Source organism: Viridibacillus sp. NPDC096237, from assembly GCF_050278625.1.
Lineage (GTDB): Bacteria > Bacillota > Bacilli > Bacillales_A > Planococcaceae > Viridibacillus.
In genome coordinates, this window is sequence record NZ_JBNNTI010000040.1 from 24425 (window position 1) to 31007 (window position 6583).

Below are 6583 nucleotides of genomic sequence, written 5' to 3' on the forward strand. Positions count from 1 at the left end.
GAATGAGATTACAAAATAAAGTGGCAATGATTACAGGTGGAGCTAGTGGAATTGGTTTAGCAGCAGTAAAACGATTTGCAGAAGAAGGAGCAATAGTTATTATTGCGGATTACAACGAAGAAGCAGGAAATAAAGTTGAAGCGAATTTCCTTGAAGATGACTATGAAGTAGCTTTCTATCCTATCAATGTAACAAAACGGGAGAGTGTCAATGAAGTAGTTGAAAAGGTGATTAACAAATATCATAAGATTGATATTTTAATAAATAATGCGGGTATTACAAATGATGCAATGCTTTCAAAAATGACAGAAGAACAGTTTGATCAAGTTATCGATGTAAATTTAAAAGGCGTTTTCAATTGTACTCAAGCAGTTACTCCTTCTATGGTAACAAAAGGCTATGGGAAAATTATTAACACATCATCTGTCAGCGGTGTCTACGGCAATGTTGGTCAAACAAATTATGCAGCTACAAAAGCAGCTATTGTTGGGATGACTAAAACTTGGGCGAAAGAACTAGGTAGAAAAGGAATTAATGTCAATGCAGTTGCGCCAGGTTTTACTAGAACACCAATGGTTGAAAAAATGCCAGCTAAAGTATTAGAGAAAATGGAATCCAGTGTATCTTTACAACGTTTAGCGGCTCCAGGAGATATTGCCAATGCTTACTTGTTTTTAGCTTCAGAAGAAGCAAGCTATATTACAGGTCATGTATTACAGGTCGATGGTGGAATTATGATGTAAGGGGGAGAAGCTATGCATAGTGAGCAATCATGGATATTAAAAAGAGCTGCCATCACCCCCAAAAAAACATCGTTGATTGATATTGCTACCAACAGGAGCTGGTCCTATAAACAATTGGGCTATGAAGTGAAAAAGTGGGCTATGTTTCTAAAAAACTGCGGTCTACAAAAAGGTGATCGGGTCGCCGTGATTGCGGAAAATAGAATTGATCTATTTGCCATTCTTTTTGCATGTGCCATTGGTGGTTACATCTTTGTTCCCTTAAACTGGAGATTAAGTCATTCAGAACTTGACTATATTCTTGACGATTGTACACCAGCCTTAATACTATATGAACATCAATTTATGAAGCTTATTGCTAATAACCCACATATGAAAGCATACCCAATTACAATAGAGCTTTTAGAAGAGCACTTCGATGTACCAACAAATAATTGGAATTCGAAAGACGCATGGTTAATGATCTATACGGGTGGGACAACTGGAAAGCCAAAAGGTGTTATATTATCATATGATGCGATAAATTGGAATGCCTTCAATACTATTATTAGTTGGAATATTAGTAGTGACGATTGCACATTAAATTATATGCCCTTATTTCACACAGGAGGCTTGAATGCATTATCAATTCCGATATTAATGGCTGGAGGTACCGTTGTAATCGGAAATAAATTCAATCCCCAAGAAGTAATCCGGTCCTTGAACAGATACAGTACAACAATTTCGTTGTTTGTCCCGACAATGTATCAATCTATGATTGATACAGAAGAATTTAAGAAAACAAGTTTTCCTAGTATAAAAGTATTTTTATCAGGTGGAGCTCCATGTCCCATCACTGTGCATAAAAGCTTCTTACAAAAGGGAGTACCATTTAAAGAGGGTTATGGATTAACCGAAGCTGGTCCCAATAATTTTATTATTCAACCAGAGGAGGCCGCAAAAAAACTAGGATCTGTCGGAAAGTGTATGCAATTTATTGAAGTTAAAATTCAAGCTCCGAATGGTCGAGAATGCGGACGTGATGAAGTAGGAGAACTATATATTAAAGGAAAGCATATGTTCAGCGAATATTGGAAAAATCCACAAGAGACAGCTAAAACAATTATTAATGGATGGCTTCGTACTGGTGATTTAGCGAAGATGGATGCGGATGGGGATATTTATATTGTAGGACGAGTAAAAGAAATGATTATTTCAGGTGGTGAAAATATCTATCCTCAAGAGGTAGAACAATGTATTATCACTCATCCAAAGGTGAAAGAGGTCGCAGTTATAGGAATCGCTGATCGTCACTGGGGTGAAATCGTTACGGCTTTTATCGTATCTGATGATGCATTTAATAATGTTAAAGAAATTCAAGACCATTGTAGAAGTCATCTAGGTAGTTATAAAATCCCTCGGAATATTTATTTTATCCCTGAACTACCAAAAACACATGTAGGGAAAATTGATAAAAAGACACTTCAAATAATCAAAATGTAAACGGCCTGTTGATAATTAATGGATTCGAATTTGAGTTGCAAAAATGTAATTAGCCATTAAAAAAGGGGTGCAATTAGCACCTCTTTTACATTTAAGCAATTAAAAAAACACCTAAATTGGTTATCTTTTGATAATCTTATTATTTCGCTAAATTGTCTTTAATGCTTCCTGAAGTTTTTCAACTACCCTTGATAAAGCTAATATTGAATTTGTTGTATTCTGAATTGAAATGAGGGTCCTTGTCTCCGATGACTAAAAGCCCTTGATGTTCACTATTTAAGATTGAATCAAAAATCGAATCGAACTTTAATAATGGAGTGAGTAAAATCATTTTCGACTTTGAAAATTCATTTCTTTTCATAAGGTCATTAGCAATTGGAATTGTTCCAAGTGATTTACCTAAAAAAATGATTTCAGCGTATTGACCATTCTTAAGAACATCCAAAATGACTAGGTCAATATCATCCACCATTGTTTTGGATATTTCATCGAGAGTTGTTTTCAAAAAATGTTCTCCATAAGAGTAATGGATATGAACAACATCAATTTTGTTTTGAAGCATTGCCATAGTTGCATAATAAAATAAGGGCTTATCGTAATTGTAACTTGAACCTGAGAACATAAAGCAAATTATTTTGGATCCCATTTCAATATGTGTATAGTTAATTTCTTTACCATTCGTTTGTATATTCTTTTTATGTACTTCCACCATTTTCCCCTCCGAATGTATTTGTGATTTTATAACATAATTTACCGATTATTTTATAAAAAAGGTTTTTTTCTTAAAGATTGTTGCTAAACAAATCATTCAACTTAAAAACTGATTTAATCTACAAATGCGAAGATTCAACTCTGTTTTTTATTTTGACATTTCGTAATTCGGATTTTTAACTAAAGACCCTGTTAGTGAAATAAGTAATTTTCTAATCTAGATAATTAACTAACTGAAAAAAGAATTAATACAATTATCCAACTGAATACAGTAATACATAAAAAAGAATTTCTAATTTTATTTTGTGTATCTTTAGTGAAACTATTTATGTATTGACGAGTTCCTAAACCGATTGACCAAGCAACAATAAAGAATAAAGCCAAAATAGTTATAAACCTTGCATTAGGGAATTTGTCACTTAATGCAGTTACAACTAAACCGTTCAACCCAAAATATAAAAGTAAAATAGTTGCTATACCATAACCACTTAAAAACCACATATTATATTTATTCGTAGTCATCCTATTCCTCCTTTAACAACAATAAATTCCATTTACCAGTTCAATTAAGTAAAAAAGTGACCCCACTTATTGTAGAAACACACCAGTTAGTAAAAGGATGCAAATTCGCATTGGGACAAATGTTTATAATCTAATATTTCAATTTTGAAACCATGATTAAATTTCAACTTATTTAACTTATCACTGTCACAGGACGGGGATTTCTTACCTTAACTTGGTCTTCTTTATAATCTCCCACAATAAAATAAACGAAGTGCCAACTTCTCTTTAATAGAAATCGGCACTTCGTTTTTTCGCCATACATTATCGTGCCGCTTTTGGTGGTTGGCACACGTCACATTTACGTTGGTTATTGTTTTTATATTTCTTAAATGTTTTTTCAAAGTTACTCCCACATGCACATTTAAATAGTAACTTTTGAGAAAAACCGTGATATTCCGTCGTTAGCAACTTACTTTCCGAATTGTTCTCAACAAATTCTTTAATTTTACCAATTGTCCATTGTTTATTCATTCTCTTACACCTCCATATTTTATCGCTATGCGGAGGCTTTTCTTGGCATCCGTTCACTTATAAGCAAAAGTAGTAATTATCTAAGTTACTCATTATAACATGAGCTGGCACTCAATTAAACAGATGGTGTAGCTTTGTAAAAAAGTTTGATTATTTATAATAAATTTTGACTAAAAACATATCTCCTCTATAGACCTTTTAAAGGTGAGATGTTTTTCTATTGGATATCTATGCTAATATCACTATAAAGATTGTGAAGAAATATACTTAAACAAACGGGGGAGTTAGTTCAATAAGAAATGTTAAAACAGACTTAATTTACAGAAAATTTTAAAAAAGGAGTTTTAAATTTGAATACTTTAATAATAAAAGAACTTAAATTACGTAATGAGATAATTGAAGCCTTTCCAATTATGAAGCAGTTACGAACCCATCTTAATGAAGGTACTTATCTTGAATTAGTAATGGAAGCACAAGAAGTAGATAGATATAAAATGTTGGCTTTATTTGATGATGATAAAATTGTGGCGGTTACCGGTTTTAAGCCAATGACAACACTATATTATGGAAGATTTGTTTGGGTTTGTGATTTGGTTACGGACACTAATATACGGTCAAAGGGATACGGTGAAAAACTACTTACATATGTTCATGAATGGGCAAAAGAAAATAAGTATGAAAGTGTTGCCCTATCTTCAGGGTTACAGCGTACAGATGCACACCGTTTTTATGAAGATAAGATGAATTATGACAAAGTAAGTTATGTGTTTAAAACCCCTTTAAAATAAGTACGATATTAAACTACCATGAAAATTAATTTTTTCAAGAAAAGAAAAATGACCATACTTAAGAAGACCCTTGCCTAATCGTTAAAAAAAGAGGAGAGCGGACATTAATAAGACTATTGTTTTCGGTAGACTATTAGTATTGACTCCACTAACCATTTTCATTCTCTGTGGTGCAGGATTATTTTGTACTGCATGGATGGCTAAAATCGTTTGTTATCCAGTCTAGTGAGTAAATGGAACTTGGTCTAAACAGAGGTGAAGTTAAAGTAGAAATACTAAAAGATTAATATATAATGATATAATAAAAAACTAATACTGTGTAATTTACTGTTATAGTTGAAAGGTTGTGAGGCGAAATGAAAGATACTGAAAATGTGATTCAAACAAATGCTAAGTACCATGAATTAGATGCAAAGGCGAATATTATCTATAAATTTGTTATGAATTACAATGATTATATAAAAACAGCTCGTGATTATGGTACAGGGGAAATCATTAATATGGTTGAAGTACATACTCTTACTGTTATTGAAGAGAATCCGGGAATCACTGTTACTGAGGTAGCGTTGGAGTGGAATCGTACAAAAGGTGCTGTATCACAGATTATTACCAAACTAGAAAAGCGAGGTTTGATTATACGAAAAAAAGAAGCTGGGAATGCCAAGAACGTACATTTGTATGTCACTGATAAAGGGAAACTTCTAAGTAAAGCACATAAAGACTATGATATTAAAGAACTCACTTGGGCTGATAAAACATTGCGTAAGAGTTTTACTACTGAAGAAATTAATCTATTTTATAAAGTTATGCAAAAGTATACTGAGTTGTTGGATATGCCTGATATAAAATAAAAAAGATGTGGAAGTAGTCATACATAAACTAAAGCGTTCTTGACAAATTTTTATTTAGGTACTAAACTATTTATTGTTTAGTACCTAAACTTTTTTGTATTGGTAGTAAAGCCCATTAAATTATTACTACTAATGCTTTTAGGTCAATCCAGTTAGGAAAGGGGTTTTAGAAAAGATGATTTCTTTAAGAAATGTTCAAACTACAGATTTAGAACAGTTGTTATTTATTGAGAATGAAGGCTTTTCAATAGAAGAAGCTGCCTCAAAAGAAGCACTTGTGGAGAGGATTCAGTTGATAGCTGATACCTTTATTGTGGCAGAAAAGGAAGGGGAAATACTTGGTTATATTAATGGTCCTATTATTAATCAACCTTTTATAACTGATGATCTTTTTAAGGAAATCAAAGAGAATCCTAAAAGAGGAGGATATCAGAGTATTTTAGGGTTAGCAGTGTCCAAACAGGCTAGAAATCAAGGAATTGCAAAGATTTTAATTGAGAAAATGGAAGAACTTGTAGAAGAAAATGAAAGAGAAGGAATCACTTTAACATGTAAACAGGAATTAGTTTCTTTTTATGAAAAATTTGGATTTGTTAGCTATGGCATGTCTGAATCAAAACATGGTGGAGTAAGCTGGTATAACTTGATCAAATTAAGAGAGGGTATGAATTGATTCTTTTACCCTGTAGCGGATAATGGTGCAACCTACTAAACTGGGCAGCATTTCTGTAAAAAATAAAGTGTGAAAAAGTACAAGTTTGTGAAGAATTGTACTTAAACTAACGGAGTGCTTTAGTTAAAGAAGGTATCCAAATCAGAAGCAACAATCTTTTCGAAAGGCTGTTTTCTTAAAGATTGTTGCTATTCAATTAACGGGACAGCATTCCTGTTTGAAAGATGTTCGGGGTCTTGAAAGAAAAAGAGCCCTCTAGTATGATGCATGAGTGTCAACGAGCATTGACCCATCATCAAA

At 32.8% G+C, this 6583-nt stretch carries 7 protein-coding genes and 1 pseudogene; 5 read left to right on the forward strand and 3 right to left on the reverse strand.

Annotated elements, in window-relative coordinates; translation table 11 throughout:
* Window positions 1-2 precede the first annotated feature (2 nt).
* Window positions 3-743, forward strand: coding sequence for a 3-oxoacyl-ACP reductase FabG (gene fabG / locus ACQKMD_RS17690; RefSeq protein WP_427753652.1), 741 nt, complete (start codon window positions 3-5; stop codon window positions 741-743).
* Window positions 744-755: 12 nt separating this feature from the next.
* The gene (locus tag ACQKMD_RS17695; RefSeq protein ID WP_427753654.1) at window positions 756-2225 is read left to right on the forward strand and encodes a class I adenylate-forming enzyme family protein; all 1470 of its coding nucleotides are present in this window, start codon (window positions 756-758) and stop codon (window positions 2223-2225) included.
* Between the two features lie 147 nt (window positions 2226-2372).
* Here the strand turns inward: ACQKMD_RS17695 and ACQKMD_RS17700 are convergent.
* The 3 genes and pseudogenes from ACQKMD_RS17700 to ACQKMD_RS17710 all read right to left on the reverse strand — a co-directional run bounded on the left by ACQKMD_RS17700 (window position 2373) and on the right by ACQKMD_RS17710 (window position 3971).
* A pseudogene (locus ACQKMD_RS17700) lies at window positions 2373-2937 on the reverse strand (alpha/beta hydrolase).
* A gap of 224 nt (window positions 2938-3161) precedes the next feature.
* On the reverse strand, window positions 3162-3458 hold the full coding sequence (locus ACQKMD_RS17705) for a hypothetical protein (protein ID WP_427753656.1): 297 nt from the start codon (window positions 3456-3458) through the stop codon (window positions 3162-3164).
* Between the two features lie 303 nt (window positions 3459-3761).
* The gene (locus ACQKMD_RS17710) at window positions 3762-3971 is read right to left on the reverse strand and encodes a hypothetical protein (protein ID WP_427753658.1); all 210 of its coding nucleotides are present in this window, start codon (window positions 3969-3971) and stop codon (window positions 3762-3764) included.
* Between the two features lie 350 nt (window positions 3972-4321).
* Between ACQKMD_RS17710 and ACQKMD_RS17715 the strand changes: the two genes are divergently transcribed.
* The 3 genes from ACQKMD_RS17715 (at window position 4322) to ACQKMD_RS17725 (ending at window position 6283) form a co-directional block, all read left to right on the forward strand.
* On the forward strand, window positions 4322-4759 hold the full coding sequence (locus ACQKMD_RS17715; protein WP_427753660.1) for a GNAT family N-acetyltransferase: 438 nt from the start codon (window positions 4322-4324) through the stop codon (window positions 4757-4759).
* 356 nt (window positions 4760-5115) lie between these two features.
* Window positions 5116-5610 carry a MarR family winged helix-turn-helix transcriptional regulator gene (locus tag ACQKMD_RS17720; RefSeq protein WP_201254818.1) on the forward strand — a complete coding sequence of 165 codons (495 nt, stop codon included), beginning with the start codon at window positions 5116-5118 and terminating at the stop codon, window positions 5608-5610.
* Between the two features lie 175 nt (window positions 5611-5785).
* Window positions 5786-6283 (forward strand): GNAT family N-acetyltransferase, encoded by a 498-nt coding sequence (locus ACQKMD_RS17725; protein ID WP_427753662.1) that lies wholly within the window; start codon window positions 5786-5788, stop codon window positions 6281-6283.
* Window positions 6284-6583: the final 300 nt, after the last annotated feature.

Bases quoted from the DNA above. Each gene is read 5' to 3' on its own strand.
- fabG (WP_427753652.1), top strand. From the start codon at position 3: ATGAGATTACAAAATAAAGTGGCAATGATTACAGGTGGAGCTAGTGGA.
- ACQKMD_RS17695 (WP_427753654.1), top strand. From the start codon at position 756: ATGCATAGTGAGCAATCATGGATATTAAAAAGAGCTGCCATCACCCCC.
- ACQKMD_RS17705 (WP_427753656.1), bottom strand. From the start codon at position 3,458: ATGACTACGAATAAATATAATATGTGGTTTTTAAGTGGTTATGGTATA.
- ACQKMD_RS17710 (WP_427753658.1), bottom strand. From the start codon at position 3,971: ATGAATAAACAATGGACAATTGGTAAAATTAAAGAATTTGTTGAGAAC.
- ACQKMD_RS17720 (WP_201254818.1), top strand. From the start codon at position 5,116: ATGAAAGATACTGAAAATGTGATTCAAACAAATGCTAAGTACCATGAA.
- ACQKMD_RS17725 (WP_427753662.1), top strand. From the start codon at position 5,786: ATGATTTCTTTAAGAAATGTTCAAACTACAGATTTAGAACAGTTGTTA.